The following is a 2,175-nucleotide window of genomic DNA, read 5'->3' as shown; positions in this document are numbered from 1 at the left end:
TAAAAAGACTCAGCCGAACTATTATCGGACTGAACCTTTTTCCGTTCTATTCTTCTGGTTTAGCCTTAGAAGCCATCTACGTTAGTATAGATTTTTTGGACATCTTCATCGTCTTCTAAAACGCTATAGAGTTTTTCAAAAGTTTCCAAATCGTCACCAGTCAACTCAACTTCAGACTGAGGAATCATTTCCAGCTCTGTCACTTGGAACTCCTGTATGCCAGACTCACGTAGAGCCACGATAGCCTTGTGAAGGTCCGTTGGCGCTGTATAGACAGTGATACTGCCTTCTTCTGCTTCAACATCATCTACATCTACATCTGCTTCTAGCAGCTGTTCAAAGACGCTGTCAGCATCATCACCAGCAAAGACAATCACACCCTTGTTGTCAAAAAGATAAGCTACTGAACCACTAGCTCCCATATTGCCGCCATTTTTACCAAAAGCAGCACGGACATTGGCTGCAGTCCGATTGACATTGGAAGTCAGAGTATCAACAATCAACATGGAACCATTTGGTCCAAAGCCTTCGTAACGGCCTTCAGTAAAGGTTTCGTCAGTGTTTCCTTTCGCCTTGTCAATAGCCTTGTCAATAACATGCTTTGGTACTTGCGCTTGTTTAGCCCGGTCAATAACAAATTTCAGGGCAGTATTTGACTCGGGATCTGGATCGCCTTTTTTAGCTGCTACATAGATTTCCACGCCAAACTTAGCATAAACTTTTGAGTTTGCACCGTCTTTGGCCGTTTTCTTTGCCACAATATTGGCCCATTTACGTCCCATTGGAGTTTCTCCTTTTGATAAATTACATTTTTAATCTTTCATATTATAACATAAGTCGGATTGAATTTCACTAAACGGAAGATAATTTATAGTTAAAAATCCCTAATCGTACATTTTTATCTCGGTATAATCTTTAGCAAACAAAAAGCCAGCCGAAGCCAGCTAATCTGATGCGGAGAGAGGGACTTGAACCCTCACGACCTAAAGCGGTCACAGGATCCTTAGTCCTGCGCGTCTGCCAATTCCGCCATCCCCGCGATTGAGTACCTTATTAGTATAACAGGATGACTCTCCCTTGTCAAGAAAATTTTCTTAATTTTTCAAAAATCTTTATCTTTTCTTGGGTTTTTGATATTTTTGAATGTTTTAACTAGAGAATAACTTCTCTAACTCTGGACAGAGCTAGAGAATGGCATTGTTTCTGAACTCTTTCAAATGCTCTTTTAAATCTCGAAGCATAGCTTTTCTTCCTTGAAAGCGTTCATTTCCTATTAATCGTTGATAATTATTTAAACCTAACGGATCTAGTCCTGCCTTAAATCCTGCTATTAATTCTCTGAAAGCAACTAGTTCATCCAGAAACATTTCATGCGCCTTCAGTTTGTGCCCAATCTCGCTGACTTCCTCATAACTCTGTTTATCAAATTTTCGTTTTTGACTCTCTTGTTTGCGGATAAGATCATGGATATGGTTTCGGAATTTGGTTTTGAAATAGCGATAAAGTTTTTCTTCATCATGCTCAATTCCTTCTTGGCTCAGTTGTAGCTCATACAAGACCAGCATTCCTTCTTGCTCCCAGTCGCTGGATTCCCAAAGATGAAGGTAATATTCTTTTTGACACTTGCGAACAATCCACTTTACTTTCTCATAGCTACTTTTAAAATTCATAGCTCCTCCTAAAATTATATTTTGTTGACTCTAGTCTATAGCAAATTTTAGGAGAATGCTTGAACTTATTTTGAAATGCTACTTTTTATCCTCTTCATGTCAAGCCATCCTCTCTTTCCGACATCAAAGGGACTGATGTGAGCCTGCTAATCTGACAGATTGCATTATTAAAAGGCAAGTTAGAAAAATAACAAACCCGTCAGGGATTCTTTCCTAACGGGTTTTAGTGGGTTAAAAGATTTATTTAAACTCTCTCTTATATTTTTCAGCTTCGGCCTTATTTGCCCATACATAATGACCTGGGCGAATTTCAACCATCTGAGGCGCATCTACCGAGTAATCATGCTGATCTGGATCGTAAACTTTCAATACCTTTTTACGTTCCAAAATTGGATCTGGAATCGGAACGGCAGACAAAAGCGATTGAGTATAAGGATGGATTGGATTGTTGAACAGTTCTTCTGTTTCTGCAACCTCAACGATAACACCCTTGTAGATTACAGCA

Annotated in this window: 3 protein-coding genes and 1 tRNA gene; all 4 read right to left on the bottom strand. The window is 39.4% G+C overall.

Going from position 1 to position 2,175, the window contains the following annotated elements:
- Positions 1-65: 65 nt before the first annotated feature.
- Positions 66-782 carry a YebC/PmpR family DNA-binding transcriptional regulator gene (locus STRDD04_RS06450; RefSeq protein ID WP_037616164.1) on the bottom strand — a complete coding sequence of 239 codons (717 nt, stop codon included), beginning with the start codon at positions 780-782 and terminating at the stop codon, positions 66-68.
- Positions 783-953: 171 nt separating this feature from the next.
- Positions 954-1,039 (bottom strand) — tRNA-Leu (locus tag STRDD04_RS06445).
- Between the two features lie 145 nt (positions 1,040-1,184).
- Entirely contained in the window at positions 1,185-1,670 is a 486-nt protein-coding gene (locus STRDD04_RS06440) for a hypothetical protein (RefSeq protein WP_062200420.1), read from the bottom strand.
- A 240-nt stretch (positions 1,671-1,910) separates the two neighbouring features.
- Positions 1,911-2,175, bottom strand: a 265-nt coding sequence (locus STRDD04_RS11480) for an ABC transporter ATP-binding protein (protein ID WP_443031299.1), incomplete at its 5' end; no start/stop codon positions are given.

This window comes from Streptococcus sp. DD04 (assembly GCF_001578725.1).
Lineage (GTDB): Bacteria > Bacillota > Bacilli > Lactobacillales > Streptococcaceae > Streptococcus > Streptococcus sinensis.
This window is presented reverse-complemented; position numbering and strand designations above follow the sequence as displayed.

Bases quoted from the DNA above. Each gene is read 5' to 3' on its own strand.
- STRDD04_RS06450 (WP_037616164.1), bottom strand. From the start codon at position 782: ATGGGACGTAAATGGGCCAATATTGTGGCAAAGAAAACGGCCAAAGAC.
- STRDD04_RS06440 (WP_062200420.1), bottom strand. From the start codon at position 1,670: ATGAATTTTAAAAGTAGCTATGAGAAAGTAAAGTGGATTGTTCGCAAG.